General features: G+C 64.8%; 26 protein-coding genes, 1 tRNA gene and 1 other RNA gene. 19 read left to right on the plus strand and 9 right to left on the minus strand.

Going from position 1 to position 26,331, the window contains the following annotated elements:
- The first annotated feature begins 139 nt into the window (after window positions 1–139).
- The 5 genes from EO245_RS07170 to EO245_RS07190 all read left to right on the plus strand — a co-directional run bounded on the left by EO245_RS07170 (window position 140) and on the right by EO245_RS07190 (window position 4,358).
- The gene (locus EO245_RS07170) at window positions 140–874 is read left to right on the plus strand and encodes an SIMPL domain-containing protein (protein WP_128892279.1); all 735 of its coding nucleotides are present in this window, start codon (window positions 140–142) and stop codon (window positions 872–874) included.
- A 70-nt stretch (window positions 875–944) separates the two neighbouring features.
- Window positions 945–1,256 (plus strand): PepSY domain-containing protein, encoded by a 312-nt coding sequence (locus tag EO245_RS07175; protein ID WP_128892280.1) that lies wholly within the window; start codon window positions 945–947, stop codon window positions 1,254–1,256.
- Between the two features lie 81 nt (window positions 1,257–1,337).
- On the plus strand, window positions 1,338–2,015 hold the full coding sequence (locus tag EO245_RS07180) for a response regulator transcription factor (RefSeq protein ID WP_128892281.1): 678 nt from the start codon (window positions 1,338–1,340) through the stop codon (window positions 2,013–2,015).
- A 16-nt stretch (window positions 2,016–2,031) separates the two neighbouring features.
- Window positions 2,032–3,492, plus strand: a complete 1,461-nt coding sequence (locus tag EO245_RS07185; RefSeq protein ID WP_128892282.1) for a HAMP domain-containing sensor histidine kinase — start codon at window positions 2,032–2,034, stop codon at window positions 3,490–3,492.
- A 77-nt stretch (window positions 3,493–3,569) separates the two neighbouring features.
- Window positions 3,570–4,358 carry a hypothetical protein gene (locus tag EO245_RS07190; protein WP_128892283.1) on the plus strand — a complete coding sequence of 263 codons (789 nt, stop codon included), beginning with the start codon at window positions 3,570–3,572 and terminating at the stop codon, window positions 4,356–4,358.
- A gap of 3 nt (window positions 4,359–4,361) precedes the next feature.
- Here the strand turns inward: EO245_RS07190 and EO245_RS07195 are convergent, their stop codons facing one another.
- Both EO245_RS07195 and EO245_RS07200 read right to left on the minus strand, forming a co-directional pair.
- Window positions 4,362–5,294 carry an alpha/beta hydrolase gene (locus tag EO245_RS07195; RefSeq protein ID WP_128892284.1) on the minus strand — a complete coding sequence of 311 codons (933 nt, stop codon included), beginning with the start codon at window positions 5,292–5,294 and terminating at the stop codon, window positions 4,362–4,364.
- Window positions 5,272–5,568 (minus strand): chorismate mutase, encoded by a 297-nt coding sequence (locus EO245_RS07200; protein WP_128892285.1) that lies wholly within the window; start codon window positions 5,566–5,568, stop codon window positions 5,272–5,274. The genes EO245_RS07195 and EO245_RS07200 overlap by 23 nt, the downstream gene beginning before the upstream one ends.
- 77 nt (window positions 5,569–5,645) lie before the next feature.
- On the opposite strand from EO245_RS07200, the gene EO245_RS07205 reads away from it, so the two are divergent.
- Entirely contained in the window at window positions 5,646–6,656 is a 1,011-nt protein-coding gene (locus tag EO245_RS07205) for a polyprenyl synthetase family protein (protein WP_128892286.1), read from the plus strand.
- A 63-nt stretch (window positions 6,657–6,719) separates the two neighbouring features.
- On the opposite strand, the gene EO245_RS07210 is transcribed toward EO245_RS07205, so the two are convergent.
- The gene (locus EO245_RS07210) at window positions 6,720–7,532 is read right to left on the minus strand and encodes a hypothetical protein (RefSeq protein WP_128892287.1); all 813 of its coding nucleotides are present in this window, start codon (window positions 7,530–7,532) and stop codon (window positions 6,720–6,722) included.
- 205 nt (window positions 7,533–7,737) lie between these two features.
- On the opposite strand from EO245_RS07210, the gene hrpB reads away from it, so the two are divergent.
- Both hrpB and EO245_RS07220 read left to right on the plus strand, forming a co-directional pair.
- Window positions 7,738–10,164 (plus strand): ATP-dependent helicase HrpB, encoded by a 2,427-nt coding sequence (gene hrpB / locus EO245_RS07215; protein ID WP_128892288.1) that lies wholly within the window; start codon window positions 7,738–7,740, stop codon window positions 10,162–10,164.
- Window positions 10,165–10,196: 32 nt separating this feature from the next.
- Window positions 10,197–10,475 carry an ETC complex I subunit gene (locus tag EO245_RS07220; protein WP_128892289.1) on the plus strand — a complete coding sequence of 93 codons (279 nt, stop codon included), beginning with the start codon at window positions 10,197–10,199 and terminating at the stop codon, window positions 10,473–10,475.
- A gap of 33 nt (window positions 10,476–10,508) precedes the next feature.
- Here EO245_RS07220 and EO245_RS07225 read toward each other — a convergent pair whose 3' ends face one another.
- Window positions 10,509–10,964, minus strand: a complete 456-nt coding sequence (locus EO245_RS07225; protein WP_128892290.1) for a hypothetical protein — start codon at window positions 10,962–10,964, stop codon at window positions 10,509–10,511.
- Window positions 10,965–11,069: 105 nt separating this feature from the next.
- On the opposite strand from EO245_RS07225, the gene ffs reads away from it, so the two are divergent.
- The 4 genes from ffs (at window position 11,070) to EO245_RS07245 (ending at window position 14,218) form a co-directional block, all read left to right on the plus strand.
- An RNA gene (gene ffs / locus EO245_RS07230) (signal recognition particle sRNA small type) lies at window positions 11,070–11,164 on the plus strand.
- A gap of 67 nt (window positions 11,165–11,231) precedes the next feature.
- Window positions 11,232–13,022, plus strand: coding sequence for a DNA polymerase III subunit gamma/tau (locus EO245_RS07235; protein WP_128892291.1), 1,791 nt, complete (start codon window positions 11,232–11,234; stop codon window positions 13,020–13,022).
- A 9-nt stretch (window positions 13,023–13,031) separates the two neighbouring features.
- A complete protein-coding gene (locus tag EO245_RS07240; protein WP_128892292.1) occupies window positions 13,032–13,373 on the plus strand; it encodes a YbaB/EbfC family nucleoid-associated protein in 342 nt (113 codons plus the stop codon).
- 50 nt (window positions 13,374–13,423) lie between these two features.
- Window positions 13,424–14,218: a class II aldolase/adducin family protein gene (locus tag EO245_RS07245; protein ID WP_128892293.1), complete on the plus strand. Its 795-nt coding sequence runs from the start codon at window positions 13,424–13,426 to the stop codon at window positions 14,216–14,218.
- Window positions 14,219–14,221: 3 nt separating this feature from the next.
- On the opposite strand, the gene EO245_RS07250 is transcribed toward EO245_RS07245, so the two are convergent.
- Entirely contained in the window at window positions 14,222–14,656 is a 435-nt protein-coding gene (locus tag EO245_RS07250) for a hypothetical protein (protein ID WP_128892294.1), read from the minus strand.
- Window positions 14,657–14,740: 84 nt separating this feature from the next.
- Window positions 14,741–15,319: a DnaJ domain-containing protein gene (locus EO245_RS07255; protein WP_164931280.1), complete on the minus strand. Its 579-nt coding sequence runs from the start codon at window positions 15,317–15,319 to the stop codon at window positions 14,741–14,743.
- Window positions 15,320–15,531: 212 nt separating this feature from the next.
- Here EO245_RS07255 and lon point away from each other — a divergent pair, with 212 nt between their 5' ends.
- Both lon and EO245_RS07265 read left to right on the plus strand, forming a co-directional pair.
- Window positions 15,532–17,919: an endopeptidase La gene (gene lon / locus EO245_RS07260; protein ID WP_128892296.1), complete on the plus strand. Its 2,388-nt coding sequence runs from the start codon at window positions 15,532–15,534 to the stop codon at window positions 17,917–17,919.
- A 231-nt stretch (window positions 17,920–18,150) separates the two neighbouring features.
- On the plus strand, window positions 18,151–18,423 hold the full coding sequence (locus EO245_RS07265) for an HU family DNA-binding protein (protein ID WP_128892297.1): 273 nt from the start codon (window positions 18,151–18,153) through the stop codon (window positions 18,421–18,423).
- Between the two features lie 123 nt (window positions 18,424–18,546).
- On the opposite strand, the gene EO245_RS07270 is transcribed toward EO245_RS07265, so the two are convergent.
- Both EO245_RS07270 and rlmB read right to left on the minus strand, forming a co-directional pair.
- Window positions 18,547–19,374 (minus strand): hypothetical protein, encoded by an 828-nt coding sequence (locus tag EO245_RS07270; RefSeq protein WP_128892298.1) that lies wholly within the window; start codon window positions 19,372–19,374, stop codon window positions 18,547–18,549.
- 27 nt (window positions 19,375–19,401) lie between these two features.
- Window positions 19,402–20,196 carry a 23S rRNA (guanosine(2251)-2'-O)-methyltransferase RlmB gene (gene rlmB, locus EO245_RS07275; RefSeq protein ID WP_128892299.1) on the minus strand — a complete coding sequence of 265 codons (795 nt, stop codon included), beginning with the start codon at window positions 20,194–20,196 and terminating at the stop codon, window positions 19,402–19,404.
- Between the two features lie 153 nt (window positions 20,197–20,349).
- Here rlmB and EO245_RS07280 point away from each other — a divergent pair.
- The 5 genes from EO245_RS07280 to EO245_RS07300 all read left to right on the plus strand — a co-directional run bounded on the left by EO245_RS07280 (window position 20,350) and on the right by EO245_RS07300 (window position 26,082).
- A tRNA-Tyr gene (locus EO245_RS07280) sits at window positions 20,350–20,435 on the plus strand.
- A gap of 214 nt (window positions 20,436–20,649) precedes the next feature.
- Complete coding sequence (locus tag EO245_RS07285; protein ID WP_234026840.1) at window positions 20,650–23,187, plus strand: TonB-dependent receptor; 2,538 nt, start codon at window positions 20,650–20,652, stop codon at window positions 23,185–23,187.
- Window positions 23,188–23,281: 94 nt separating this feature from the next.
- A complete protein-coding gene (locus EO245_RS07290; RefSeq protein WP_128892300.1) occupies window positions 23,282–24,415 on the plus strand; it encodes a beta-ketoacyl-ACP synthase III in 1,134 nt (377 codons plus the stop codon).
- A gap of 93 nt (window positions 24,416–24,508) precedes the next feature.
- A complete protein-coding gene (locus tag EO245_RS07295) occupies window positions 24,509–25,261 on the plus strand; it encodes a phosphatidylserine decarboxylase (RefSeq protein WP_128892301.1) in 753 nt (250 codons plus the stop codon).
- A complete protein-coding gene (locus EO245_RS07300; RefSeq protein ID WP_128892302.1) occupies window positions 25,258–26,082 on the plus strand; it encodes a phosphatidylcholine/phosphatidylserine synthase in 825 nt (274 codons plus the stop codon). The genes EO245_RS07295 and EO245_RS07300 overlap by 4 nt, the downstream gene beginning before the upstream one ends.
- On the opposite strand, the gene EO245_RS07305 is transcribed toward EO245_RS07300, so the two are convergent.
- Window positions 26,039–26,287: a hypothetical protein gene (locus EO245_RS07305; RefSeq protein WP_128892303.1), complete on the minus strand. Its 249-nt coding sequence runs from the start codon at window positions 26,285–26,287 to the stop codon at window positions 26,039–26,041. The genes EO245_RS07300 and EO245_RS07305 overlap by 44 nt on opposite strands.
- Between the last annotated feature and the right edge of the window lie 44 nt (window positions 26,288–26,331).

Consider the following 26,331-nt stretch of genomic DNA (forward strand, 5'->3'; position numbering starts at 1 on the left):
GGATTGCGTGAGTAGGGGAAGCGGCGCTGCCTGTGAAGATGACCGCGAAGATGACTGGAAGGGAACAAGCAGGTTCAGCCGTGCGTAACCCGTGAAAGGCGACCTATCGATCCAGATCGCTTTTCCAAGGAGCATTCCCATGACCCGTAACGCCCTGAAAACCCTCGCTGCCGTCTCAGCCCTGTCGCTCGCGACCCCCGCGCTTGCCAATGTCGAGGTGACCTCGAACGGACCGATCGTGCAGCTTTCCGTGACCGAAACGGTGAAGGCGGAGCCGGACATGGTGACCATCGGCGCTGGCGTTTCGAGCCGCGCCAAGACCGCGGTCGAAGCGATGCGCACCAATGCGCGCGAAATGACCGCCGTGATTGACCGGCTGAAAGCCCTCGGGGTGGAAGAGCGCGATATCCAGACCAGCGGCATCTCGCTCTATCCGCAATACGACTACAATCGCGCGACCCAGCAGCAGGTCTTCACCGGCTACCAGGCATCGAACCGCGTAAGCGTGATCCTGCGCGAAATCGACGAGACCGGCGAATTGCTCGACGCGCTGGTCGCGGCAGGGGCGACGGATATAAGCGGCCCGTCTTTCTCGATGGAGGACGATACGGCGGCCAAGGCGCAGGCGCGGCAGGCGGCGATGAAGCGCGCCGAGGCGATGGCGCGCGACTATGCCAACTGGTCGGGCTTTTCTAACATCCGCCTGCTCGAGGTCAGCGAGAGCGTGAACTCGAACTACCCGCAGCCGATGCTGCGCACCGTGGCCGTGCAGGAAGCCGCCCCGCCTCCGCCGCCGATCAGCGCGCCGGTCGAGCCGGGCCTGATCGGCACCAGCGTCACGGTCAGCGTCGTCTACGAGATGGAAGGGCGCTGATTGCCTGAACCGGTGGCAACGTTCCCATTCAGAACTTGTTCAATGCGTTCCGGTTAGGCACATAACCACTATGCGCAATCTTACCGCCTCCATCCTAGCTGCCGCGATGCTTGCCGGCGGGCTTTCCGTGCCCGCGGCGCAGGCACAGGCGCAGTCGCGCAACGACCAGGGCGAGGCGCGCAAGGAAATGCGTGCGGGCAACGTCCTTCCCCTGCGCGAGATCGAGCGACGCGTGCTGCCGACCATGCGCGGGGCGGAATATCTCGGCCCGGCATACGACAGCGCGGCGATGGCCTATCGCCTCAAGTTCATCCGCGACGGGCGGGTGATGTATGTCGATGTCGACGCGCGCACCGGCCGCATCCTGCGCCGCAGCCGCTAACAGCCAGAAACGCCGTGCGAGTTGACGCGTTTGCAACAAAAGACCACTTAGCGAACGCGTAGCAAAGGGGACCACACGACTATGCGCATACTGATCGTCGAGGACGAACCGACACTCGGCAAGCAGCTCAAGTCGACGCTCGAACAGAACGGCTATGCGGTGGACCTGTCCACCGATGGCGAAGACGGCCATTTCCTCGGCGCAACCGAGGATTACGATGCCGTCATCCTCGATCTCGGCCTGCCGGAAATCGACGGTCTCACCGTGCTCGGCATGTGGCGCAAGGAAGGGCGCGATTTCCCCGTGCTGGTCCTGACCGCGCGCGACAGCTGGTCGGACAAGGTCGCCGGGCTCGACGCGGGCGCGGACGATTATCTCGCCAAGCCGTTCCAGACCGAAGAACTCATCGCCCGCCTGCGCGCGCTCATCCGCCGTGCCTCGGGCAACACCTCGAGCGAGCTGACCGCTGGCGACGTGCGTCTCGACACGCGCTCGGGCCGCGTCACGCTCAAGGGCGAGCCGGTCAAGCTGACCGCGCAGGAATACAAGCTGCTGAGCTACCTCATGCACCACAAGGGCAAGGTGGTCAGCCGTACCGAACTGATCGAGCATATCTACGACCAGGATTTCGACCGCGATTCCAACACGATCGAAGTCTTCGTCACGCGTATTCGCAAGAAGCTCGGTGCCGAAGTGATCACGACCATCCGTGGACTTGGATACAGCCTCGACGACCCCGCAGACGCGCCCCGAGCCTGAGGACGCACCTGCCGCGATGTCCGCGTCGACAGCGCCCTCGCGCCCGGTCGATGACGCGGTGACCGACGCGACGGTTGCCGCGGAAATCGCGGGCGGGGCGGCGCCTCCGCACACCGGCAGCATCTCGCGCCGCATGATGGCGATCGCGAGCGCGTGGATCCTCGTCCTGCTGCTAGCGGGCGGGTTCGCGCTCGACCGCACGCTCACCGGCCTCGTCCAGCGCAATTTCGACGAGCAGCTGAATTACCTGCTCAACGCGATGATCGTGACGGCGGAAGTCGGCCCCGATGGCGAGGTCTATTTCAACCGCATCCTCGGCGAACCGCGCTTCCTCGAGCCGAACAGCGGCATCTATTTCCAGATCAGCGCCGACGGGCGCGAAGGCTATCCCTCGCGCTCGCTGTGGGACAACACGCTGACGCTGCAGCGCGATCACGAGGATACCGACCCGCATTTCTACGACAGCAACCAGTGGCCCGACGAGCCGCTGCGCATCGTCGAGCGCACCGTCATCCTGCCCGACAGCGATTCCCGCTGGACCTTCGCGGTCGCATCCGCGCGTGAAGAGCTCGACGCGCAGATCGCGCGCATCCGCTCGATCCTGGTCTGGAGTTTCGCCGTCCTTGCGCTTGGCCTCATCATCATGGCGGCCCTGCAAAGCTGGTATGGCCTCAGGCCGCTGAGGCGTATCCGTGCGGCGATCCAGCGCATCCGGACGACCGGTTCGAACCGCGTAACCGATCCGCTCCCGCTCGAAGTGCAGCCGCTGGTCGAGGAGCTCAACATGCTGCTCGCCCATTCGGAGAAGCAGGCGGAGGAAGCGCGCACCCATGCGGGCAACCTCGCGCATGCGCTCAAGACGCCGCTGACCGTTCTCACCAATGCCGCCACCGCGCAGGACCCGAAACTTGCCGGGCACGTCTTCCGCGAGACGAAAGTCATGCAGCGCCATGTCGACCACCACCTCGCGCGGGCGAGAGCGGTCGGGCGGCGCGCAACGGGCCTGTCCCGCGCACCGGTCTGGGCGAGCGCGGAATCGGTGCTGCGCGCGGTCACCCGCATTTACGAGCGCACGCGCTTCGACCTCGACGGCAACCGCGATGCGCAGGTTGCGATCGAACGGCAGGACCTCGACGAGATCCTCGGCAACCTGATCGAGAATGCCGCCAAATACGGCGGTGGCAGCGTGTTCGTGACGGTCGATGCGAAGCCCGAGGACGAGAAGCGCTGCGAAATCTGGATCGAGGATGACGGCATGGGCATCCCGGAAGACAAGCGCGAAGAGATATTCGATCGCGGCGCTAGGCTCGACACCGGCAAGCCCGGGACCGGCCTCGGCCTCGCCATCGTGCGCGACGTGGCGGAGATTTACGGCGGCACGGTCGACCTCGACGAGAGCGAGGATCTGGGCGGGCTGCTGGTGCGCCTGATCCTGCCGCGAGCGGGCCTTGGCAAGAGCGACGAAGCGAGCCTCTGACGGGTTCACCTGCCATTCAATCTCGTTCAGCAAAAAGCGTGAATATCTTAACGCTTTTCCGAATCGGGAGACGGGGCATGGCTCATTCGAAACTCAAAATCGCGCTGGTCGCGGCAGCGGCAATTCCGCTCGGCGGTTGTGCCGCCTTCCTCGATTATGGCGCGGTCGGCGTCGGTTACGACGATCCCTATTACTACGACAGCTACTACGACGCGTCGTGGTACGGCTGGTACGACGACTATTACTACCCCGGCGTCGGCATCTACGTCTACGACCAGTGGGGCAGTCGCCATCGCTGGCGCGACCATCACCGCCACTACTGGGAAGGCCGCCGCGGCCGCCATGGCGGGCATGCGAACTGGTCGGGTTATACGCGCGGCAATGACGGCGTTTATCGCGACCAGCGTCGCCGCCATCGTGACGGCGATCGCCATCGCGGCGAGCGGCGCGAGCAGCGCAAGGGCTTCGGCCTGAATCCCGATCGCGATGTCCGTTCGGGCGATGCCTACCGCGACCAGCGGGGCGAGCGCCGGGATCGCGGCGAGCGCAGGGGCGACCGCCGCGGAAACCGCAGCGGCTATACCGGCAGCCAGAACTCGGGAGCGCCCGCAGTCTCTGCACCTCCGGCCCGCCAGCCGGTCCCGCCGATCCAGCGCAGCAGGCCGCCGCGTACATCGGCTCCGGTCGTCCAGCAGCAGCGCCCGGCGCCGCGCCCGGCCGTGGCTCCGGTCCAGCAGCGCACCCGCACCGCGCCCGCCCCGGTCGCCCGTCCGGCACCTGCAGCACGTCCCGAACCGACGGCCGAGAACCGCCCGCAGCGGAGCAACCCGCGCAGCACCACGCGGGCGCGCAAGCAGGACGACTAAGGCTTAGGCCTTCGCCTTGAGGAATTCGGCCACACGCGCGTAGCAATTCTTTGCTTCGCGCGTGAAGGTCGCAATCATGAAGTCGTGGAACGCGCCTTCATATTCGGCATAGCGAACGTCGTGTCCCTCGGCGCCTGCACGCTCGGCAAAGCTGCGCGCATCGACGCACAGCAGGTCGTGCGTTCCCTGGAAAATCGCCATCGGCGGCAGGCCTGCAAGCTCCGCATGTAGCGGGCTGAGGTCGACGCGCGACGGATCATCCTCGCCCGCCCACATTTCCCCGCAAATGCGCAAGCGGTCGACGCCGAGCATGATGTCGTGCTCCTCGACCGCGCGGGCCCGCTCGTCGGCGAGGGTCAGGTCCATCCAGGGCGAGAACAGCACCAGCGCATCGGCTTGCTGCTTGCCTGCCTCGCGCAGCCGGATCGCCGTGCCAAGCGCGAAATTGCCGCCCGCACTGTCGCCCGCCAGCGCGATCTTCGCCTGCGGGTTCTCCGAACGGATCTGGTCGTAAATGCCGAGCACGAGGTCGCGCCCCGGCTTGTAGTCGTGTTCCGGCGCGAGCGGATAGAGCGGCAGGGTGATCGTCGCCCCGGTCGCTTCGCCCAGCGCGCGCAGCACGCCCCAGTGCACTGCATGCATCGGGTTCACGTAGCCGCCGCCGTGCAGGTAGACGATGTGCCAGTCGCTCGCTCCCGAACGCGGGGTCAGCCGGTAGACCGGAATCCCGCCGTGATCCTTCTTCTCGACAACGAACTGCTTTTCGACCGCCTTGGGCATGGGCGCGGCCTGCGGAGGCTCGCGCTCTGCCAGCTTCTGGCGAATCTCGTCGGCCGGCGGGAAGGGCTCGGGCAGCAGCTTGAACAGCGTCTTCGCGATGCGCAGGCGCAGGCTCGGCTTGTCGAATGCGCGCTCAATCACGGCGGGCCTGCTCATGGTGGCGGATCACCTCGTCGATGATGAAGCGGAGGAACTTCTCGGAGAATTCGGGGTCGAGCTGGCTTTCCTCCGCCAGCTTGCGGAGCCGCGCGATCTGCTTCTGCTCGCGTCCCGGATCGGCTGGCGGCAGCTGGGTCTTCGCCTTGTATTCGCCGACCGCCTGCGTGATGCGGAAGCGTTCGGCGAGGATGTGGATCAGCGCTGCATCGATGTTGTCGATGCTCTGGCGATAGGCGGCAAGCTGCGGATCGGGCGCGGTATCGTTGCTCATGACGCAACGCCTATCATGCGTTTTGCCACACTTCCAAGCTTGCCTTGCAGGCAAATGGGTTTCATGGCGGAAACGCTATGACAGCCGAGGTCGTCCCCCTACCGCGCAAGAAGCCGACGCTTGATCCCATGCTGGCGCTGACCGCGCAGGGCATGAACTCGGTCAACGCCGTCATTCTCGAGCGCATGCAGAGCGAAATTCCGCTCATCCCGGCACTTGCCGGCCACCTGATTTCGGGCGGCGGCAAGCGGCTGCGCCCGATGCTGACGCTCGCAGGGGCGGAGCTGGTCGGCTACAACGGCACGCGGCATTACAAGCTCGCCGCGGCAGTCGAATTCATCCACACTGCGACCCTCCTGCACGACGACGTTGTCGACGGCAGCGAGATGCGGCGCGGCAAGGCGGCGGCCAATATCATCTTCGGCAATCCGGCAACCGTGCTGGTCGGCGACTTCCTGTTCAGCCGCAGCTTCGAACTGATGACCGAGGACGGCAGCCTCAAGGTTCTCAAGATCCTCTCGAGCGCGAGCGCGATTATCGCCGAGGGCGAGGTCGACCAGCTGACCGCGCAGCGCAAGATCGAGACGAGCGAGGAACGCTACCTCCACATCATCGGCGCCAAGACCGCTGCGCTGTTCGCAGCGGCAAGCCGGATCGCCGCCGTCGTTGCCGAATGCGACGAACGGCAGGAGCAGGCGCTCGACGACTACGGCCGCAACCTCGGCGTCGCCTTCCAGCTTGTCGACGATGCGATCGATTACGATTCAGATGCTGCCGAAATGGGCAAGGATCGCGGCGACGATTTCCGCGAAGGCAAGATGACGCTTCCGGTGATCCTCGCCTATGCGCGCGGGACCGAGGAAGAGCGCAAGTTCTGGAAGGCCGCGATTTCCGGCCACCGGACCTCGGACGCCGACCTCGAGGAAGCGATTGCGCTCATCTCGAAATACGACGCGGTCGAAGCGACCCGCGAACGTGCGCGGCACTTTGCCGAGCGGGCGATCGATGCGATCTCGATCTTCCCCGACAACAAGGCGCGCGCCGCCATGGCCGAAGCGGCCCATTTCGCGGTCGCGCGCGGATACTAGTCCGAATTCCGGGTAAGCCGAAAACCCCGGTCGCGCCGAAGCGGACCGGGGCTCCCGGGGTCGTCACCTGCGACTTGCAGTCCAGGTGACTTTACTGTCGTCGCGCGGATCGCTCGCCACGACGGTGACGGTGTCGCCATCGATCGTCCACTCGTTGACGCCGGTCGTCTCGCCGTCACGGGTGAATGTTTCGCGATAGGTGTTCGCGCCGGTCTTCTCGATCGCGACCATCGTGCCGCTGTTGTCGCCCTCGATCGCGACGGGATCGCCGCCGAGCGTCGCGGTGTAGCCGCCACCCGTGCTGGCAAAGGTGATCGTGTCGCCTTCCTCGGTGATGGTCACGGTGCGGCCTTCCTCCGACATTTCGGAGACGTTCTGCGGAGCCCATTCGCCCGAAGCGGCATGCGAGCCGTCCGGCCCTGCCGAAACGCGGGTCATGTTGGACTTGCCGGTGACGGTGGTCCCGCCGTCCTCGTAATTGGTCCAGTCGATCGTCATGGACTGGCCGTCTTCGGACACGGTCCAGGTCGACTTGCCCTGGTCCTCGCCCTCGAAGCGGGAGGCGAAGGCGAGCGTGTTGTCGTCGACCACGCTGACCATGATCTCGTCTGCACCCGGCCGGTCGACCTTATGCCATGCGCCGTCGGCGGGCATGGAGTAGGGCGGAATGCAGCTGTTGCAGGTGTATTCGCCGTCGGCCACCACGTAGTTGCTGTTGGCATTTTCCCACTGCGCGGAATCGAGATTGATCGTCCACGTACCGGCAATGCCGGCGGCAGCGGCAGTCGCCGTCTCGTCACCGTCGGCCGCGCCGTTGCAGGCGGTTACGCTCATGGCGAGCGCAATTGCAGCCAGAGATGCTGTGATCGTTTTCATGAATGTTTCCCCATCAGTTACAGTCGGACCCCGCGACCTCTCCGGGTCGTTTGCAGGCCTGTTGTCGAACTGCTCCCCACGCGGAAACTACCAGCGAATCGGCAATTCCGCCAATTTCTGCGGCTGAGTGGTCGATTTGGGCGGAAATCCAGCGGGTTGCCCGCGCGGGGCTGTGCATGGCGGCGCTTTGTGCGAAGAGCGCTGCGTGTCCGATGCCCTTCCGATTCACCAGGTTCTCCCGACTCTGCTCGACGCGCTTTCGAGTGCGGGCGCTGCCGTGCTCGTCGCACCGCCGGGGGCGGGCAAGACGACGGCGGTCGCACCTGCGCTGATCGGCGAGGACTGGTGCAGCGGGCAGGTCATCCTGCTGAGCCCGCGCCGCGTCGCCGCCCGCGCCGCTGCCGAGCGCATGGCGGAGATGCTCGGCGAGAAGGCGGGCGAAACGGTCGGCTACCTCACCCGCCTCGACAGCAGGCAATCGGCGCGCACCTGCATCCTCGTGATCACCGAGGCGATCTTCGTGAACCGCATCGTCGAGGACCCGGAGCTGCAGGGCGTGTCGGCAGTGCTGTTCGACGAGGCTCACGAGCGGCATCTCGACAGCGACCTGGGGCTCGCGCTGGCGCTCGAAAGCAGGGCGGTCCTGCGCGAAGACCTGCGCATCTGCGTCATGTCCGCCACGATTGACGGTGCACGCTTCGCCCGGTTGCTGGGAGTCGATGCGGCGGTCGTCGAGAGCGAGGGCAAAGCCTATCCGCTCGATATCCGCTGGCTCGGCGCTTCACCCGATGCGCGGATCGAGGATGCCGTGAGCGCGGCGGTCCTCACTGCATGGCGCGAGACTTCGGGCGATATCCTCGCTTTCCTCCCGGGCGTCGGCGAAATCGAGCGAACGCGCGAACGGCTGGCAGAGCGCCTGCCCGAAGTGCCGGTCCTGCCTCTGCACGGGCAGGTCGAACCGGCTGCCCAGCGTGCGGCGATCAAGCGCGATCCGCAGGGCCGTCGCCGCATCGTCCTGGCGACTGCCATTGCCGAGACGTCACTCACGCTCGACGGCGTGTCGGTGGTGGTCGACAGCGGCCTCGCGCGGCGGGCGGAGTTCGACAAGGCGGCGGGCACGACGCATCTCGTAACCGTCAATGCAAGCCAGGCCGCCGCGGCGCAGCGGGCAGGCCGCGCCGCCCGGCAGGAACCGGGTATCGCCTACCGCCTGTGGAACGAGGCCGGACACGCGGGCCGCCCGGCATTCGATCCGCCCGAAATCACGACTGCCGACCTGACGCCGCTGGTCCTCAAGCTCGCGAAATGGGGCACGGGCGATCCGGCAGCATTGCCGTGGCTCGACGTGCCGCCCGCCGCAGCGATCGCCTCGGCGCGTGGCGCGCTCGAAAAATTGGGCGCGCTGGACGGAGATGGGCGGATCACGCCGTTCGGGGAGAAGGTCGCGAGCTTGCCGGTCGATCCAGTTTCGGCTGCCGCGATCCTCTTTGCGGCCGAACAGGGTCAGGCGCTCGAAGCTGCGAAGCTGGTGCTGCTGACGCAGGAGCGCGGTTTGGGCGGCAGGGGTGACGACCTGCTCAACCGCCTGTCACGCTGGGATGGCGAGCGGGGAAGGCGCGCCGAAAGCTCGCGCAAGCTCGCCGAGCGATGGGCGCGCGCGGCGGAGAAGCTCGTCACATCGAAGAAGGAGGGCGACCTCAATCCGGCGCTCTATCTCGCGATGGCGCGGCCCGAGTTCGTGGCGAAGCGCCGAGAAGCTTCGGGCGAGCAGTGGCTTGCCGCCGGGGGCAGGGGCTTCCAGCTCGATCCCGCCTCCTCGCTCGCGAGGGCAGAGTGGCTGGTGATCTCCGATGCGCAGGGCCGCGCGAGCGGTGCGCGGATCACCTCGGCAGCGCAGCTCACCGCGCAGGAGGTCGAGACGCATCTTGGCAAACTGATTGAGAAACGGTCCGTAATCAATTGGAATAGTGATGATAAACGCGTCGAAGCACGGCTGGAGCGCCGCATCGGCGCGATCACGCTGGCGAGCGGACCCGATCCCGATCCCGACCCCGAGGCTCTTGTGGACAGGCTTGTGGAAAAGGCTGTCGAGGAGCTGGGGGCAATCCTGCCGGCAGAGCTGCTCGCGCGCGCTCGCTATGCCGGCATCGAGGCTCTCGATGAGGCTGCTTTGCGCGACGCAGCCGACCTCTGGCTCAGGCCGTTGCTGGAGGGACGCCGCGACCTTTCCGTGAGCAAGGGCAAGCTTGTCGACGCGCTTCTTGCGCAGCTTGACTGGGACGCGCGGCAGAAACTCGACAATGACGCCCCGCGCGAATTCGTCTCGCCCGCCGGTACGCATCACGCGATCGACTATACCGGCGATGATGCGCCGTCGGTCGAGGTGCGGGTGCAGGCGCTGTTCGGACTAGAACGTCACCCGATGATCGGGCGCACGCCGCTCCTGCTCAAGCTCACCAGCCCGGCAGGCCGTCCGATCCAGTCGACCCGCGACCTGCCCGGTTTCTGGCGCGGTAGCTGGGCCGATGTGCGCAAGGACATGAAGGGCCGCTATCCCAAGCACCGCTGGCCCGACGAACCCTGGCTCGAAAAGCCGAGCCTCAAGACGAAGAACGCGTTCAATCGCTCTTGATTTTCCGCCGCGCTTTCGCCAATCCGCGCGCCATGGCAGCGCGTATCTATCAGCGACCGAAAAGTGCAATGCAGTCCGGCAAGGCCCGGATGGACGAGTGGGTGCTCGAATTCGAGCAGTCCGAGGCACGCAAGCCCGATCCGCTGATGGGCTGGACCGGTAGCGGCGACACGCAGACGCAGGTCACGCTGACCTTCCCGACCAAGGAAGCGGCCAAGGAATATGCCGCGAAATACGGCATCGCCGCGCGCGTTCACGCAACGCCGCCGCGCACGCTCAAGCTGCAGGCCTACGCCGACAATTTCCGCTGATTTGCTGCTGATGCCGGTCGCGCCAGGCGCCGGTCAGTAACCCTTCAGATCGAGACGACCCTGCTCGTAGGCGAGGCGGCAGTCTGTCGCATCGTGCTTCACGTCTTCTTCGAGCAGCGGCGTGCTGGTCATGCCCGGACCTTCGAAGCGCATGTCGTCGCACTCGCCGTCGTTTGCCCACTGGCCGTTGTCGTCGCCCCAGATGATCATGCTCGAATCGCGGACCGAGGAAGGACCGTCTCCGCGATAGGTCAGGCGGCCTTGTTCGTAGGCCACGCGGCAATCGGTCGCATCGTGCCCGATATCGCTTTCGAGCAGCGGGGTATCGGTCATGCCTGCGCCTTCGAAGCGCATATCGTCGCATTCGCCGTCGCGCGCGAAGATGCTCTCGTCATCGCCGAAGTCGAAATCCTGCGCGCTAACCGGAACCGGTGCGCACAGCGCAATGGCGATAAAGCAAGAGCCCAGTCTGCGGATCGGCAATTTCACGAAAATCTCCTCCCTGTCTGAAGCGGTCTAACGCGCGGGGAATGAATGGGCAATTGACCGGATCTTGGCGGTTGATTTTGCCGCGAAGCGTCGCCATATGGCGCGCCGGGTGTCAGGTGGACGTTTGCGTCCGCTCACCGGGTCAGGTCCGGAAGGAAGCAGCCCAGGTGGATTGCGGCGGGTCGCCTGGCACCTTTTCATTTCTCTGCCCAATTTTCCGTCCGCCTCCGCGATGACAAACGCTGCGCCAGCGCCTAGCTAGGTTGCATGGGTGATTCACCGGACACTGCAGACGACCTTCCCTGGAAGACCGAGGAAGAGGACAACGCTCCGAGCGCTGCCGAACTCGAGGCTGCCGGCCAGTCCGCCATGTTCGGCGCTCCCGATGATACTCCGGCTCCCGCACCCGCTCCCGCTCCAGCGGCAGATGCACCGAAGGCAGAGGGCAACCAGCCTTACCGCGTGCTTGCGCGCAAATACCGCCCGCAGACGTTCAGCGAGCTTGTCGGCCAGGAGCCGATGGTTCGCACGCTCGCCAATGCGATCGAGCGCGATCGGCTGGCGCATGCCTTCCTGATGACCGGCGTGCGCGGGGTCGGGAAGACCTCGACCGCGCGCCTCATTGCAAAAGCGCTCAACTGCATCGGGCCCGACGGGCAGGGCGGTCCGACGATCGATCCCTGCGGCGTGTGCGAGCCGTGCACCGCGATCGCGGAAGGCCGCCATATCGACGTGATCGAGATGGACGCCGCGAGCCATACCGGTGTCGACGACGTGCGCGAGATCATCGAGGCGGTACGCTATGCGGCGGTCTCGGCGCGCTACAAGATCTACATCATCGACGAGGTCCACATGCTCAGCCGCAACGCCTTCAACGCGTTGCTCAAGACGCTGGAAGAGCCGCCGGCGCATGTGAAGTTCCTCTTCGCCACCACCGAGGTCGACAAACTGCCGGTCACGGTGCTCAGCCGCACCCAGCGCTTCGACCTGCGCCGCATCCCGATGGACCTGCTGCACAAGCATTTCGCCTGGGTGTGCGAGCAGGAGCAGGTCGAGGCCGAGGACGAGGCGCTGCATATCATCGCCGCTGCGGCCGAAGGCTCGGCCCGCGATGGCCTCTCGATTCTCGACCAGGCGATTGCCCATGCCGACCTCGATGCGGAAGGCAAGGTAACCGCGGCGCGGGTACGCGACATGCTCGGCCTAGCCGACAAGAGCGCGCAGCGTCGTCTTCTGGGTTTCATACTCGACGGCGATGCGAAAAGCCTGCTCGGCGCGATTGCCGACCAGTACGCGCTCGGCGTCGAGCCGCTTGCGCTGATGCGCTCGCAGATGGACCTCGTGCATCGCATTACCGTTGCCCAGATCGGCGGCGGCGAAGTCGATGCTCCGAGCGAGGAAGAGCGCGCGGCGCTCGGCGAATGGGCGCAGCGCCTGACGGCCGGACAGCTCCACCGCCTGTGGCAGCTGCTGCTCAAGGGCTATGACGAGGTTCGCCAGGCGCCCGACCCGCTCGCAAGCGCGCAAATGGCGCTGCTGCGCGTGCTGCATGCAGCCGACATGCCCGATCCGGGCAAGCTGGCGAAGAAGCTCGAACATCTTGCCGAAACGGGCGTTGCTCCCGCCTCGGCAGGCGGCGGCACGGCCGCATCCTCCGGCCCGACGGCCAAGATCGACTGGAAGGAACTGGTCGACCAGCTCGACCATGCCGGTTACATGCGCGTCGCCCAGATCATGCGCGACTGGCTGCGGGTCGAAACGCTCGAAGACGGAAAGCTCGCTTTCGCGCTGGTCGACGGCTTCGTCGAAGACCCGACCTCCGATATCCGCGATGCGCTGCTGCGCCTCACCGGCAACCGCTGGGATGTCGAGAAGCTCGCAAGCGGCGGCTCGCCTTCGCTGCGCGAGCTCGAGGAGGTCGCGAAAGCCGATGCGCAGGCCAGGATGCGCGCGCACCCGATGGTCGAGGCAGCCTTTGCCGCCTTCCCGGGTGCCGAACTGGTAGAAGACGACAATTCCCCCGCTTCGGGCGACCGCGCCTGGAGCAAAAGAGCCTAAGGTGATGCAATGAAATCGATGGAAGAAATGATCCAGGCTGCCCAGAAGGCCGCCGAGTCGATCCAGACCCAGATGAACGACATGCAGGCGAAGCTCGACGCGCTCGAGGTCGAAGGCCAGTCGGGCGGCGGCCTCGTGAAGGTACGCGCGACCGCGAAGGGCCGCATCCTCGGCGTAACGATCGACGACAGCCTGATGAAGCCGGAAGAAAAGCAGATGGTCGAAGACCTTGTGACTGCCGCGTTCAACGACGCGCGCGACAAGGCCGACCGCCTCTCGAACGAGGAAATGAAGAAGATCCAGGGCGGCATGGGCCTGCCGCCGGGCTTCAATCTTCCGGGTATGGGTTGATCGCGATCGGCGTGCTAAAGCGCGGCTGAGGACATTTTGAGGAGAGTGCCATGGCTACCGTGTTGAACGACAATCCCGCCGGTTCGGATGCCGATATCCGCGCGCAGGTGTCGGATGAGGAATGGGCGGTCCGCGTCGACCTTGCCGCCGCATACCGGCTGGTTGCGCTGTATGGCTGGGACGACCTGATCTTCACGCACCTTTCCGCGCGCGTGCCGGGGCCGGAGCACCACTTCCTCATCAACCCCTACGACATGATGTTCGAGGAGATCACCGCCTCGAGCCTCGTGAAGATCGACGTCGAAGGACAGCCGGTTATTCCGAGCCCGCACCCGGTCAATCCGGCGGGCTTCACGATCCACTCCGCGCTGCACATGAACTGCGAGGATGCGCATTCGGTCATGCACCTGCACACTCCGGCAGGGCAGGCGGTCAGCGCCATGTCCGAAGGCCTGATGGAGCACACGCAGACCGGCATGATCGCGCGTCACGACATCGCCTATCACGAGTATGAAGGCATCGCGACGGACCTCGAAGAGCGCGAGCGGCTGGTCGAGGACATGGGCGACCACCACGTCATGATCCTGCGCAACCACGGTACGCTGGCGATCGGCAAGACCGTGGGCGAGTGCTTCCTGCGGCTCTATTTCCTCGAGCGGGCCTGCGATGCGCAGGTCAAGATGCTGAGCGCGGGGCGCGAGAACCTGCATAATCCGCCGCAGGGCACGCCCGAAAAGGTCCGCTCGCAGACGCCGGCGGACGGCATGGCGATGGTTGCAAACGGGCTCGCCTGGCCGGCCCTGCTGCGCAAGCTCGACCGGATCGACCCGAGCTTCCGCGACTGATCGTCAGACGGCTTTGCGCCCGAAGACCGGGCGCTGCGGCTGCGGCTCGGCGGGCTTTGGCTCGACCGGCTGCACCGCGCCGCTGTCGCGCTTTGCCATGTAATTGCGCAGTGCCGCGTCGGGATCGAATCCGCCCGGCGCCTGCGGTGCATTGGCGACGACCGGGTCCTTGCGGCTTGCAGGACGAGCGGCGCGCGTGGCAGCGCGCATTTCTTCGCGAACGTCGTCCGGCTTGTTCCCGAATTGCGCCTCGACCGCGCGCCAGGCACCGCGTCCTCCCTTGAAGAAGCTGAACAGCGCAAAGAGCAGCAGCGCGAGAGCAGTGAGGTAAAACGGCAGCCGCTCTGCAGGCGAGCTGCCGAAGTCCCCGATCCCTTCGATCAGGTTCGATACGACAAGTGCGACGAAGCCGAGAAATATCCAGCCGAAATAATGCATTGCGTCCCCCAAAATCCCGGCAGGTGATAGTAAACCGGGTTTAAGGAATAGTTGCGACGCTTTTCTTCGCCGTGACTTGCGGGATCAGTCTTCGGCCTCGTCGCGCCGTGCGGACAGCAGCTTCTGTTCTTCGGCATGGCGGCTCATCGAAATGACGTGATCGACGCCCTCGACCGTGATGGCGATCGTGCCTTCCTCGGTCGTCTCGATGTAGCCCTTCGACTTCAGGTACCAGCTGTGGAACTCGAACTCCTCGTATGAGCAGTCGGCGATTTCCTGCACCGCGAAGGGGCCGACGCCGGGGTTGCCCGCGTGCTCGCGCCGACGCTTGTAGAGCACGTTGAGGATCTTTTCGTGGACGTCGGCATCCGCCAGCGCCTCGCGATCGTCGAGCGGCGGGGTTTCGATGCCGTGATACGGGTTGGGCTGGGCGATCTCGTCGTAGCCATGCAGCTTGTCGTAGGCCGCGCGCTTCTCCGGATTGCGCAGCACGCTGTAGGCCTGCGTTATCTCGGTGAATTTCTCGACATCAGCCGTGGCACTGTGGTCGGGATGGAAACGCTGGGCGAGATGGCGGTAGGCCTTCTCCAGCACTTCTGCATCGCAGCCCGGGGCCACTTGGAGAATGGCGTAATAATCCTCGGTCGGTCGGCTCGCGTCCACCTTCACGTCCTCATCGGTGCCGGGAATTTTCTGTTATTTTTGAGCGGCGGTTTGAAAGATTACCGCGACCGTTGACTGAATCATCTAAGAAAACGCCTGCCTTGTCGACCCATTTTCGCCGCTGTCGCACCTGAATACCGGGCGCTCCCGCGTCCACAGCTACGCAGGTGCTGCATATTGCAGTGCGGCGGGGCGCTACCCATATTCGCCCCATGAGTCATTTTCCCCTTCTTCCCCTGCGCGATATCGTCGTGTTCCCCGGTATGGTCGTCCCGCTGTTCGTCGGTCGGGACAAGTCGGTCGCTGCCCTCGAAGCGGCGATGGAATCGTCGAAAGACATCTTCCTTCTCGCCCAGCTCGACCCGGGCTGCGACGACCCGGCGCGCGACGATCTCTACGATGTTGGCGTGGTTGCGCAGGTGCTGCAGATGCTCAAGCTGCCCGACGGCACCGTCCGCGTGTTGGTCGAAGGCCAGTCGCGCGCGCAGCTCGAACAGCTCAAGCCCGATGGCGAACTCGTCGTCGCGGAAGTCTCGCTGATCGAGGAGCAGACCGCTTCTGGCAGCGAAGTGACCGCGATGATGCGCTCGGTGGTCGACCACTTCAAGGACTACGCCAAGCTCAACAAGAAGCTGGGCGACGATGCCGCCGAAGACCTCGGCGAGCTCGACGATGCCGGTTCGCTGGCCGACGCCGTGGCCGCTGCGATCAATGCCAAGGTTTCCGACAAGCAGGCGCTGCTGACCGAACCGAACCCGCTCAAGCGGCTCGAGATGGTCATGTCCTTCATGGAAGGCGAGCTTTCCGTCCTGCAGGTCGAAAAGAAGATCCGCGGCCGCGTGAAGCGTCAGATGGAAAAGACGCAGCGCGAGTATTACCTCAACGAACAGCTCAAGGCGATCCAGTCGGAGCTGGGCGGCGGCGACGACGACAACGAAATCGCCGAGCTGCAGCAGAAGATCGAGAGCCTCAAGCTGTCGAAGGAAGCGAAGGCCAAGGCCGAGACGGAACTGAAGAAGCTCAAGGGCATGCAACCGATGAGCGCCGAGGCGACCGTCGTGCGCAATTACCTCGACGTCCTGCTCGGACTGCCGTGGGGCAAGAAATCGAAGCTCAAGAAGGATATCGCGAAGGCGCAGGAAGTGCTCGACGCGGATCACTACGGGCTGGAAAAGGTCAAGGACCGGATCATCGAATATCTCGCCGTGCAGGCGCGGACCAACAAGCTAAAGGGGCCGATCCTGTGCCTCGTCGGCCCGCCCGGCGTCGGCAAGACCTCGCTCGGTAAGTCGATCGCGAAGGCGACGGGGCGCGAGTTCATCCGCCAGAGCCTCGGCGGCGTGCGTGACGAAGCGGAAATCCGCGGTCACCGCCGGACCTATATCGGCTCGCTTCCGGGCAAGATCGTCACCAACCTCAAGAAGGCCGGCAAGAGCAATCCGCTCTTCCTCCTCGACGAGATCGACAAGCTCGGCCAGGATTTCCGCGGCGATCCCGCTTCGGCCCTGCTGGAGGTGCTCGACCCGGAACAGAACAGCAAGTTCCAGGACCACTATCTCGAACTCGATATCGACCTTTCCGACATCATGTTCGTGACCACCGCGAACAGCCTCAACCTGCCGCAGCCGCTGCTCGACCGGATGGAGATCATCCGCCTCGAAGGCTATACGGAGGACGAGAAGGTCGAGATCGCCAAGCGTCACCTGATTGCCAAGCAGGTCGAGGCGCATGGCCTCAAGGACGGCGAGTTCACGCTGACCGAAGAGGGCCTGCGCGACCTCATCCGCTACTACACCCGCGAGGCGGGCGTGCGCACGCTCGAGCGCGAGATCGCCAAGCTGTGCCGCAAGTCGCTGCGCAAGATTCTCGAGAAGGAAACTGACAGCGTGACCATCACGCCGGAGAACCTCTCGGACTTCGCCGGCGTGCGGAAATTCAAGCACGGCATGTCCGACGACGAGGCGCAGGTCGGGGCGGTTACCGGCCTTGCCTGGACCGAAGTCGGCGGCGAACTGCTGACGATCGAAAGCGTCACCACGCCGGGCAAGGGCGAGGTCAAGACGACCGGCAAGCTCGGCGACGTGATGAACGAAAGCGTCGCGGCCGCCTTCAGCTTCGTGAAGGCGCGGGCCCCTGCCTATGGCATCAAGCCCAGCATCTTCCAGCGCAAGAACATCCATATCCACCTGCCCGAAGGCGCGGTGCCGAAGGATGGTCCGAGCGCGGGCGTCGGCATGGTCACCTCGATCGTCTCGGCGCTGACCGGTATCGCGGTGCAGCCCGATGTTGCCATGACCGGCGAGGTCACGCTGCGTGGCCGCGTGCTGGCGATCGGAGGGCTGAAGGAAAAGCTGCTCGCGGCGCTGCGCGGCGGGATCAAGACGGTCCTCATTCCGGAAGAGAATGTGAAGGACCTCGCCGAAATCCCCGCGAATGTGACCGAGGGTCTCGAGATCGTTCCGGTGAGCCACGTCGACCAGGTGCTCGAACGCGCGCTGACCGCGATCCCTGCGCCGATCGAATGGACCGAGGCCGACGACCTGGCGAGCCAGCCCTCCGGTCCCGGTTCGGCCGGAAGCATTCCGCCGACCGCGCACTGATCCGCTGTGATCCTCTGACCAGGCGGCGCAAGCGATTGCGTCGGGAAACTTTACGATTGTTAGGTTGCGCGTCTCGGTTCGTCGCAAAACCGCTCACCTTGTCGGAAATGGCAGCTTTCCGCTGCGGAATGGCTTTGACAGCGGGTGCAAACTCCCCTTGTATCGGCGGCCTTGCCGGAGCCGATTCACAAGGCTCCGAAGCCACAACAATTCTCAAGGGGGTTTTGCAGAATGAACAAGAACGACCTGATCGGCGCTGTCGCGGAAGCCAGCGGCCTTTCCAAGAGCGACGCGGCGAGCGCAGTCGAAGGCGTTTTCGACTCGATCACCACCGCTCTGTCGAAGGGCGACGAAGTGCGACTGGTCGGGTTCGGCACGTTCTCGGTTGCCAAGCGCAAGGCTTCGACCGGTCGCAATCCGCGTACCGGCGAGCCGATGACGATCAAGGCTTCCAATCAGCCGAAGTTCAAGGCCGGCAAGGGCCTGAAGGACGCCGTGAACTAAGCCAGATCTGGCTTTCCGGCCGGGTGGAGCCGGAAATGGAAACGCCGCGCTGACCAATAGGTCGCGCGGCGTTTTCCTTTTGGGGCATAGCGCCCCTACCGGTCAGAAAGCACCCCTTCCTCGTCAGAAGCGGATCAGCGCCTGCGGAGCTTCCGTCTGCGCCGGGGTGACGCGCCATGCGAGCACGCGCATGCCGCCGTCGATCGCCGGGCCTTCTTCGGTATTGTTGGTCAGGATCTCGCCATCGGTCCGGATGCGGAACGTCCCGTCGAGCGTGACGACGGGCGGGGCAGGGGGCGCATCGCCTTCGGCCTGATCGCCCTCGGCCTCACCCATGGATGCCATCGCACCCATCATGCCGAGGTTGCTCGAATTGCCGTCGTTGCGGAAACCGGGAGCCGACACGCGGACGGTCGAATCCTTGCGCACCACCATGGTGACGAAGGCGACCGGCATCGGCATGTCCTCGACCAGCGGGAACAGGAAGTCGCGGTCCGCGCGCCCGTCGATGCGGTAGTCGATCTCGAACACGCCGTTGCCCTTGTGCACGACCGAGTTCCAGCCCTTCTGCTTGGAGAGCTTTTCGACAAAGCGCGCTATGCTTTCCTCATCGCCTGCATTCATGCCCGGTGCCATGGCGGAGAACATCGCCATCATCTGCTGGTTCTCGGCCCTGTTCGCCGCGCGCTGCTGCTCGGTTTCCTCGGGCGTGCAGTCCCTCGGTTCGCCCGCATCGTCGGTGCACTGGCCGGTGAAGTCCTGATCCTCCGCCTCCATCGCACCTTCCATCAGGTTGCTCATCCCGATGGCCTGGATCTCGCCCTGGTAGGTGTAGGAGAAGCGGCCGTCCTTGAGCACGGTCAGCTCGGAATCGAACTTGCCGGGCACGAGGAAGCAGCTGGTGAGCAACAGGCTCGCGCAGGCTGCCGCGATGATCTTGAATGGCTTCATGTCGTTTGTCCCCCCAGTCGAATTCGTTCAGCCGTCGCGGGTAGCCATAGCATAGAGTGCGATCGCTGCGGCATTGGAAACGTTGAGGCTTTCCATCGCATCGCTGATCGGCAGGCGGGCGAGGGCATCGCAGTGGCTTGCAACATTCTGCCGCATGCCTTCGCCTTCCGCGCCGAGCACCAGCGCGACCGGGCCTGCAGGCAGCGCCTCGGACAGGGTCGCCTCGGCCTCTCCGGCAAGCCCGATACGCCAGTATCCGGCCTCGGCGGCTTCTTCCATCGCGCGGGCGAGATTAACCACGCGGACCCATGGCACGATTTCCAAGGCGCCCGACGCGCTCTTGGCAACCGTCCCGGATTCGGGCGGCGCGTGCCGGTCCTGCGTCACGATCGCCGCTGCCTCGAAGGCTGCTGCCGAGCGCAGGATCGCGCCGACATTGTGCGGGTCGGTCACCTGGTCGAGGAACAGCAGCGGCTTGCCTGGCGAGCGCTGCATCGCTTCTTCGAGAAAGATTTCCTCCAGCGGCGCGCATTCGAGAACCAGCCCCTGATGCGGCGCATCGCGCGGAACGAGGCGCCCGAGATCCTGCACATCGGCATATTCGACCGGGAAGTCGGCCGGCAGTTCGCCGTCGAGCGTGGCAATGCCTTCGCGCGTCGCCCACAGCTTGCGATGGCTGCGCTCCGGGTTCTTGAGCGCGGCCTCGACCGCATGGCGGCCCCAGAAGCGCACCTGCCCGGTGCTCGCACGGCCGCTGCCGCGTCCGCCTTTCATTCGTCCGGCCCTGCCGCGCAGCGCGCGTTTGCGTTCGCCTTTCGCCATTTTCACGTCCTATCGAAGAAATGTTGCGGCGCCATGCCAGCACGCCTGTTGACAGGCAAGCGCGGCTTCGCCAAAGGGGCGCCTCTCGGCCGGACGGGGTTGTATCGCAACCCTACCAGACAGCGGAATTTCCGCCTATCCGGCAAGCCCAGTGGACAGGTGGCCGAGTGGTTAAAGGCAGCAGACTGTAAATCTGCCCGCGCAAGCGTACGCTGGTTCGAATCCAGCCCTGTCCACCACCTTCCCAGGCATCCGAAGAACAGCCGCGACGTCGCGTATGAATGCGACAGGTTTGTGGTGCATCAATGCAACACAGGCATAAAGTTGCGTGCAAGCCCCCTATGCATACGATTGCGTTACGCAAAACGGGCATGCAGAACGCTCCAGAACACCGGGGACGATAACGATCGCCGGGTTACATTGCGTTCCGACGCCTTTCGGAGAGGAAATTTCATGACCCTACGGACAGTACTTCTGCGTTCCACTGCGCTTGCCATCGGTGCGGGCTTTGCCGCCATGGCCGGCACCGCCCATGCCCAGGTTTCGGCCGATGCGGCGAGCGAAAATGAAGAATCGACGCTCAATCGCGATCCGATCATCGTGACGGCGACGCGCCGTGCGGAGAACGTGCAGGAAGTTCCGCTCGCAGTGACCGCGGTCAGCCCGGTTCAGCTCGATCGCCAGGGCGTCGTCAACGTGCAGGAAGTGACGCAGGTCTCGCCGAGCTTCTCGACCTCGAACGCGCAGCTCGCTTCGGGTTCGGTCGTGCTGCGCATCCGCGGTATCGGCACCACCTCGAACAACATCGGCTTCGAAAGCGCGGTCGGCATCTTCGTCGACGGTGCATACCAGTCGCGCCCGGGCGTCGCCCTGTCCGAGTTCGTCGATATCGAGCGGGTCGAAGTCCTGCGCGGTCCGCAGGGCACGCTGTTCGGCCGCAACACCTCGGCCGGTGCGCTCAACATCACCACGCGTCGTCCCGATCTGAACGAGTTCGGAGGCTTCGCCAATGCGACCTATGGCAACCGCGACCTGATCAGCGTGCAGGCGGCGGTCAACGCGCCACTCATCCAGGATACGCTCGCGCTGCGCCTGACCGGCGCATATCGCGAGCGTGACGGCTATTACACCGTCGTCGATGGAAGCGGCACGCCGGTCGGCGAATCCAACGGTGCCGACCAGTTCCTCGTCCGCGGCCAGCTCGGCTACGAGAGCGAGGGCGGCATCCAGGTGCGCCTCATCGGCGACTATTCGGAAAGCAATGCTCCCTTCGGTGCGGCGCTCGAAGTGCTGCAGTCGCCCATCGAGAGCGCCGGCCTCTTCGCTGCCGTCGGTCTCGGCGCGCGCGGCGGGATGGCCGGTCCGGTCGTCGCAACCAATCGCTTCGACCAGGGCGCTGCGGAAGCGGCTGCCGACAGCCGCATCGCGTCGGCCAATTTCGCGCCGATTACCGAAGTCGAACAATGGGGCATCACCGGTGAGATCCAGGTGCCGATCGGCGACGCGGCGGACCTCATCTACATCGGCTCCTACCGCGAGTTCGATTCCTTCGAGGCCTACGACTCCGACTTCTCGGGCATCGATGTGTTCAACGTGACCGGCAACGTGACCGCGATCGAGACCATGACGCACGAGCTTCGCATCCAGGGCGAGGCGTTCGACGACAAGTTCGAATGGCTCATCGGTGGCTACTACTCGGAAGAGGATATCGCGCAGGCGGCCAGCTTCGAGCTGGGCGAGGACTATGGCGAGCTGATCGGCGCGCTGTTCTTCGGACCGACCGGCGGCGTTCTGGGCGCAAATCCGCTTACGATCTTCTCCGGCGGGGTTGATCCGGCAGGAACGACCAACACCAACCTCTATTCGCAGAACAGCAAGAGCTGGTCGATCTTTACGCACAACACGCTGAACGTCACCGACAAGCTCGCTCTTACGCTCGGCCTTCGCTGGTCGGACGAAAGCAAGGACGGTGCGTTCGCGCAGGGCAACAACAACAACCAGCTGTGCCCGGCGATCCTGACCGCGATCGGTGCGGGCGCAGTTCCGGCACCGCTGATCACCAATGTCTTCGGCACGGGCTGCTTCGCCTTCACCGCGCCGGCCGACCTGCCGGCAGCAGCGGTATTCCCGCTGCCGCGCACGTTCGATTCGACCTTCAAGGACGACGAACTGATCTACACCGGCAAGATCAGCTACAAGTTCGACGCTCCGGTGAACGTCTATGCAAGCTTCACCCACGGCTACAAGTCGGGCGGCTTCAACCTCGACTCGACCGCTGCCGCAGGTGGCGCGGACCCGCGCTTCCTGTCGGAAGAGGTCGATGCCTATGAAGTCGGCATGAAGGCGCAGCTGCTCGACGATGCGGTGACGCTGAACATCGCGGGCTTCCACCAGGAATTCACGAACTTCCAGGTTCTCGAATTCACCGGCGCGCAGTTCACGACCTTCAACGTGCCCTCGGCCGAGACCACTGGTGTCGAAATCGAGACCGTGATCCGCCCGACCTACGAGCTGACGATCAACGGCGGCCTGACCGTGATGGACGCGCGCTATCCCTCGGATTGCGCGGGCACGCAGACCTCGCCGAACGTGGTTGCGCTGTGCGGCAACTCGCTGACCAACGCGCCCGACATCGTGGCGATCCTCGGTGCGACCTACGAGAAGGAGCTGGGCAATTACCTCGACTTCTTCCTCAACGGCCAGGTCCGCATGGAAGACGACCGCCGCACATCGACGCAGGCAGTCGATCCGTCGAACCTCGCAGCGAACGTGCTGGTGCCGTTCGACGTCCAGGACAGCAATGTTAAGATCAACCTTCGCGCCGGTATCGGTGCGCAGGACGACAGCTGGACGCTCGAGGCCTTCGTGACCAACCTCACGAACGAAATCACCCGCGGCGTCACCTTCAACACCGTCCTGCGTTCGGGCTCGCGCTCGGCCTTCATCCAGGAGCCGCGCAGCTACGGCCTGACGGTGCGTACCAAGTTCTGATCGCGTAAAGCGACAGGGAGAGGAGGGCCGCTCGCCGCATCAGGTGAGCGGCCTTTTTCTTGCCCGCCACAAAAGTCGCGACTAGGCACGCGCCATGGAACTCACGCACAAACCCGTCATCTCCTCGACCGGCCTGTTCACGCCGGAGGAGAGCATCACCAACGAAGAACTCGTCGCAAGCTTCAACGCCTATGTGGAGCGGTTCAACGCCGCAAATGCGGATGCGATCGCCGCCGGCGAGGTGGAGCCGCTGCAGCCGAGCTCGGTCGAATTTATCGAGAAGGCGAGCGGCATCAAGGCGCGTCATGTGATGACGAAAGAGCCGATCCTCGATCCCGACATCATGTCCCCGCGCTGGGAAGAACGCCCGAACGAGGAAATCTCGATCCTCGCCGAAATCGGCGTGAAGGCTGCCAGGCAGGCGCTCGAGCGGGCAGGGCGCAAGCCGGAGGACGTCGATGCCGTGCTGTGCGCCGCGTCGAACATGCAGCGCCCCTATCCGGCGATGGCAATCGAAATCCAGGAAGCGCTCGGTATCGACGGCTTCGGTTTCGACATGAACGTCGCATGCTCCTCAGCTACTTTCGGCATCCAGACCGCGGCGGATTACATCCGGGCGGGCAATGCGAAGAGCGTGCTGGTCGTCAGTCCCGAGATCACCAGCGGCCACCTCAACTGGCGCGACCGCGACAGCCACTTCATCTTCGGCGATGTCGCTACCGCGGTTCTCGTCGAGGACGAGGCGATTGCTCCGGCCGAGCACTGGGACATCCTCGGCACCAAGCTGAAGACGGTGTTCTCGAACAACATCCGCAACAACTTCGGCTTCCTCAACCGCGCACATCCCGACACGGCGGACACGCCCGACAAGCTGTTCGTCCAGGAAGGGCGCAAGGTGTTCAAGGAAGTCGTCCCGATGGTCGCGCAGATGATCATCGACGAGGCCGAGCGGCTCGATATCGATCCGACCAGCCTGCGCCGCCTGTGGCTGCACCAGGCGAACTCGGGCATGAACCGCCTGATTTCGCACCGCGTGCTTGGACATGAGGCGTCGGAGGATGAAAGCCCGACCGTGCTCGACACCTACGGCAACACCTCGAGCGCCGGGTCGATCATCGCGTTCCACAAGCACAGCGACGACCTGGCGGCGAACGATGTCGGCCTCATCTGCAGCTTCGGCGCGGGCTATTCCGCAGGCACGGTTTTCGTCCGCAAGGTCGCCGGCTGAACCTTCCTCGGCACAATTCGATGCGTGGCTTGTTGACCATGCAACCATCGCGCTTGCTTGCTGCAATCGCGCGCAACACCTAAGTGGGACCTTATGGCAGGTGAAATCCTAGACAATCGCGGGCGCGGAGACGCCGGCTGGAACTGGCCGTCGATCCATCCCGAAGGCCGCAAATTCGGCGTTATTTCGGGCGCGATCGCGCTTTCGGTGCTTCTGATCCTCGATTGGGAAATCCTCGGCTGGCCGCTGGTCGGCCTGACGATCTTCATCCTCGCGTTCTTCCGCGATCCCGAAAGGGTCGTGCCGCAGGGCGACGACGTGATCGTTTCGCCGGCAGACGGCCTCGTGTCGCTGATCCAGGAAGTCGACCCGCCGGCGGAACTCGTCGGCGATGATGGTTCGGGCACTGCCGGGCTGCCGCAGGGCAAGGTCACGCGGATCTCGATTTTCATGAGCGTCTTCGACGTGCACATCAATCGCGCGCCGATCGGCGGCACCGTGCGCCGCCTGATCTACATGCCGGGCAAGTTCATGAATGCCGACCTCGACAAGGCGAGCGAGGAGAACGAGCGCCAGCACATCCTGATCGAGCGGGCCGACGGCCTGTCGATTGGTTTCACCCAGATCGCCGGTCTTATCGCGCGCCGCATCGTGCCTTTCGTGAAGCCGGGCGACACGCTCGCAGTCGGCCAGCGCGTCGGCCTGATCCGCTTCGGCAGCCGCGTCGACGTCTACCTTCCGGCAGGCACCGATTCGGCAGTCCTGCTCGGGCAGAAGGTCATCGCGGGCGAGACGGTGCTTGCGCATCTCGGCCAGCAGAAGCTGCTCGAGGGCGTTTCGCAGTGAGCGAAGACAGGTCGCGCATCGGGCCGAAGTCGGCTGAGGACGAGCTTCCGCAGACAAGTGGCGGTACCAAGGGGCTGTCGCTTCGCGCCGTTATTCCCAACGCCATTACCGCTGCTGCGCTGTGTTCGGGGCTGACGGGTATTCGCTTTGCCATCGGGGGCGACTGGGATGCGGCGATCTTCGCCGTCATCCTCGCTGGCCTGCTCGACGGGATCGACGGCCGGATCGCACGGTTGCTCAAGGCGCAGTCGCGCTTCGGGGCGGAGCTCGACAGCCTGGCGGATTCGCTCAGCTTCGGCATGGCGCCCGCGATTATCTTCTACCTGTGGACCTTGCAGGACTTGCCGCGCCTCGGCTGGCTCGCAGCGCTCGCCTTCGCGATCTGCTGTGCGCTGCGCCTCGCACGCTTCAATGCGCAGATCGACATGGACGAACAGCCGCACAAGTCCGCCGGTTTCCTGACCGGCGTTCCTGCCCCGCTCGGGGCGGGCCTCGCCTTCCTGCCGTTCTACCTGTGGATGGCGACCGGCGAACCGATCTTCCGCGAGCCTGCAGTCAACGCGCTGTGGATGGTGGCGATCGCGTTCCTGATGATCTCGAACATCGCGACGTTCAGCTGGACGTCGCTGCGTCCGCGGCGGAACGTGCGGCTCGAACTCATCGCTTTCGTCGGATTGCTGTTCGCCGCGCTCCTGCTGGAGCCGTGGTGGACGCTGACCGTGATCGGCGTCGGTTACCTGCTGCTGATGCCCTATGCGCTATTCCGCTACGGGAAGATCAAGCAGCAGCGCGCAGCGGCTCGAGGCGAGGGCGTACAGTAGCGGCGCGGCTGCGCGGGAAGGGCGCGACCACCGCGCTGCGGCGCGGTTCATCACAGAACACGAACGAGGCGGCGCATGCAGCGGCAGCGCGGCGTCCCTTGATTGCGCGATAGGCATTGCGCCCGCGCACCATGCTATCGGCCAGCACGCCGAAGCATGCGACGGCGGCGGTGAGGAACAGCGCGATCAGGGTCATTTCGAGCATCGTCTTGTCTTTCTCTGCCTGCCCACAAACCTCTTGACAGGCTG

Source organism: Erythrobacter sp. HKB08 (assembly GCF_004114695.1).
GTDB lineage: Bacteria > Pseudomonadota > Alphaproteobacteria > Sphingomonadales > Sphingomonadaceae > Parerythrobacter_A.

What these genes read in the sequence shown, in the direction of transcription:
- EO245_RS07170 (WP_128892279.1), top strand. Translation starts at nt 140, where the DNA reads ATGACCCGTAACGCCCTGAAAACCCTCGCTGCCGTCTCAGCCCTGTCG.
- EO245_RS07175 (WP_128892280.1), top strand. Translation starts at nt 945, where the DNA reads ATGCGCAATCTTACCGCCTCCATCCTAGCTGCCGCGATGCTTGCCGGC.
- EO245_RS07180 (WP_128892281.1), top strand. Translation starts at nt 1,338, where the DNA reads ATGCGCATACTGATCGTCGAGGACGAACCGACACTCGGCAAGCAGCTC.
- EO245_RS07185 (WP_128892282.1), top strand. Translation starts at nt 2,032, where the DNA reads ATGTCCGCGTCGACAGCGCCCTCGCGCCCGGTCGATGACGCGGTGACC.
- EO245_RS07190 (WP_128892283.1), top strand. Translation starts at nt 3,570, where the DNA reads ATGGCTCATTCGAAACTCAAAATCGCGCTGGTCGCGGCAGCGGCAATT.
- EO245_RS07195 (WP_128892284.1), bottom strand. Translation starts at nt 5,294, where the DNA reads ATGAGCAGGCCCGCCGTGATTGAGCGCGCATTCGACAAGCCGAGCCTG.
- EO245_RS07200 (WP_128892285.1), bottom strand. Translation starts at nt 5,568, where the DNA reads ATGAGCAACGATACCGCGCCCGATCCGCAGCTTGCCGCCTATCGCCAG.
- EO245_RS07205 (WP_128892286.1), top strand. Translation starts at nt 5,646, where the DNA reads ATGACAGCCGAGGTCGTCCCCCTACCGCGCAAGAAGCCGACGCTTGAT.
- EO245_RS07210 (WP_128892287.1), bottom strand. Translation starts at nt 7,532, where the DNA reads ATGAAAACGATCACAGCATCTCTGGCTGCAATTGCGCTCGCCATGAGC.
- EO245_RS07220 (WP_128892289.1), top strand. Translation starts at nt 10,197, where the DNA reads ATGGCAGCGCGTATCTATCAGCGACCGAAAAGTGCAATGCAGTCCGGC.
- EO245_RS07235 (WP_128892291.1), top strand. Translation starts at nt 11,232, where the DNA reads ATGGGTGATTCACCGGACACTGCAGACGACCTTCCCTGGAAGACCGAG.
- EO245_RS07240 (WP_128892292.1), top strand. Translation starts at nt 13,032, where the DNA reads ATGAAATCGATGGAAGAAATGATCCAGGCTGCCCAGAAGGCCGCCGAG.
- EO245_RS07245 (WP_128892293.1), top strand. Translation starts at nt 13,424, where the DNA reads ATGGCTACCGTGTTGAACGACAATCCCGCCGGTTCGGATGCCGATATC.
- EO245_RS07250 (WP_128892294.1), bottom strand. Translation starts at nt 14,656, where the DNA reads ATGCATTATTTCGGCTGGATATTTCTCGGCTTCGTCGCACTTGTCGTA.
- lon (WP_128892296.1), top strand. Translation starts at nt 15,532, where the DNA reads ATGAGTCATTTTCCCCTTCTTCCCCTGCGCGATATCGTCGTGTTCCCC.
- EO245_RS07265 (WP_128892297.1), top strand. Translation starts at nt 18,151, where the DNA reads ATGAACAAGAACGACCTGATCGGCGCTGTCGCGGAAGCCAGCGGCCTT.
- EO245_RS07270 (WP_128892298.1), bottom strand. Translation starts at nt 19,374, where the DNA reads ATGAAGCCATTCAAGATCATCGCGGCAGCCTGCGCGAGCCTGTTGCTC.
- rlmB (WP_128892299.1), bottom strand. Translation starts at nt 20,196, where the DNA reads ATGGCGAAAGGCGAACGCAAACGCGCGCTGCGCGGCAGGGCCGGACGA.
- EO245_RS07285 (WP_234026840.1), top strand. Translation starts at nt 20,650, where the DNA reads ATGACCCTACGGACAGTACTTCTGCGTTCCACTGCGCTTGCCATCGGT.
- EO245_RS07290 (WP_128892300.1), top strand. Translation starts at nt 23,282, where the DNA reads ATGGAACTCACGCACAAACCCGTCATCTCCTCGACCGGCCTGTTCACG.
- EO245_RS07295 (WP_128892301.1), top strand. Translation starts at nt 24,509, where the DNA reads ATGGCAGGTGAAATCCTAGACAATCGCGGGCGCGGAGACGCCGGCTGG.
- EO245_RS07305 (WP_128892303.1), bottom strand. Translation starts at nt 26,287, where the DNA reads ATGCTCGAAATGACCCTGATCGCGCTGTTCCTCACCGCCGCCGTCGCA.